2 protein-coding genes are annotated in these 1,949 nt (G+C 44.4%); both read left to right on the forward strand.

The window, feature by feature from the left end; all coding sequences use genetic code 11:
• The first annotated feature begins 186 nt into the window (after positions 1 to 186).
• A protein-coding gene (prfB, locus tag AB4653_RS26305) for a peptide chain release factor 2 (protein ID WP_100208942.1) occupies positions 187 to 1,285 on the forward strand; the annotation gives its coding sequence in 2 pieces (ribosomal slippage) (positions 187 to 261 and positions 263 to 1,285; 1,098 coding nt in all).
• 98 nt (positions 1,286 to 1,383) lie between these two features.
• On the forward strand, positions 1,384 to 1,949 hold a 566-nt coding region (locus AB4653_RS26310), incomplete at its 3' end, for an OB-fold nucleic acid binding domain-containing protein (protein ID WP_372105698.1).

Genomic DNA, 1,949 nt, shown 5'->3' on the forward strand with positions numbered 1-1,949 from the left:
TCTGTTCAAAAACAGGGCTTGTTTCCCTTCCTTTCCTTACAGATTTTGCGTGTTTTTTCTGCCCGTCAATTTTATATCCGATTAAGTTATTGAATCTTGGTGCACCACTCTAAAAAATTCTGTATCTCCGTCACACTTTTGAGTACAATTCTCCGGTTAAATTCTACTCATAAATGATGAGCTAAAATGTTTGAAATCAATCCTATAAAAAACCGTCTGCAGGATGTGTCTGAGCGCACAAATATCCTGAGGGGGTATCTTTGACTATGACGCAAAGAAAGAGCGTCTAGAAGAAGTAAACGCAGAATTAGAACAACCGGATGTATGGAACGAACCTGAGCGTGCTCAAGCGCTAGGAAAAGAGCGTTCAGCATTGGAAGCAGTAGTAGAAACGATCGACCAACTTGACCAAGGTGTTGAGGATGTTGATGGCCTATTAGAGCTTGCGGTTGAAGAAGAAGATCAAGAAACGTTCGATGAAATTGAGCCAGAACTGGCCGAGCTTGAAGCTAAGTTAGAGAAGCTGGAATTCCGTCGTATGTTCTCTGGTGATCACGACGCATCAGATTGCTACATCGATTTACAGTCAGGTTCGGGCGGTACAGAAGCTCAAGACTGGACTTCAATGATGTTGCGTATGTACTTGCGTTGGGCAGATTCGAAAGGCTTCAAGACTGAAGTTATCGAAGTGTCTGATGGCGATGTTGCTGGCCTTAAAGGCGCAACGGTACGTATCTCTGGTGAGTACGCTTACGGTTGGTTACGCACAGAGACTGGTGTTCACCGTCTAGTTCGTAAGTCACCATTTGATTCAAGTGGTCGTCGTCATACTTCATTTGCTTCTGCGTTTATCTATCCTGAGATTGATGACAACATTACGATCGACATTAATCCTTCTGACCTACGTATTGACGTATACCGTGCCTCTGGCGCTGGTGGTCAGCACGTAAACACCACGGAATCGGCGGTACGTATTACTCACGTTCCAACTAACACCGTGGTTCAGTGTCAGAATGACCGTTCGCAGCATAAGAACAAAGATCAAGCGATGAAGCAGCTACGTGCTAAGCTTTTTGAACTTGAGATTCAAAAGCAAAATGCTGAAAAACAAGCGAGCGAAGAAACGAAATCAGACATCGGTTGGGGCAGTCAGATCCGCTCTTACGTGCTGGATGATTCACGTATCAAAGATTTACGCACCGGCATCGAAAACCGTAATACTCAAGCGGTTCTTGACGGTGACTTAGACAAGTTTATTGAAGCTAGCCTGAAATCAGGTCTGTAAGCTTTATCAACTATTAAGCTTTACCAATAATATTGGTAAAAATGCCTATATTTTCAAAAATATAGCTGTCCAAATTATAAAAGCAGGGTACATCTCAAATGACTGATGCTGTTCAAAACGAAAATACACAAGAAGCTTCTTCACCTGAAGAGAACAAACTAATCGCTGAGCGCCGTAGCAAGCTGGATCATATCCGCCAAAACTGCAAAGCGAACGGTCACCCAAATGACTTCCGTCGTGAGCACCTAGCTGGCGACCTTCAAGCGGAATTCGGTGAGAAGACTAAGGAAGAGCTAGAAGAGCTTAACCACATCGTTGCGATCGCAGGTCGTATTATGGCGAAGCGTGGTCCATTTCTAGCGATTCAAGAAACTTCTGGTCGTATCCAAGCGTACGCAGCGAAAGACGTTCAAAAAGTGCTGAAAGAGAAGTACCAAGGCCTAGATATCGGTGACATCATCGGTGTTAAAGGTGCGCTTCACAAGTCTGGTAAAGGTGACCTTTACGTGAACATGGAAGAGTTTGAGTTGCTAACCAAAGCACTTCGTCCTCTACCAGAGAAGTTCCACGGCCTAACTGACCAAGAGATGCGCTACCGTCAGCGTTACGTTGATCTAATCGTGAACGAAGACTCTCGTAACACATTCATCGTGCGTTCTAAGCT

Source organism: Vibrio sp. 10N.222.48.A3 (genome assembly GCF_041475345.1).
In the GTDB taxonomy this organism is placed as follows: domain Bacteria; phylum Pseudomonadota; class Gammaproteobacteria; order Enterobacterales; family Vibrionaceae; genus Vibrio; species Vibrio tasmaniensis_A.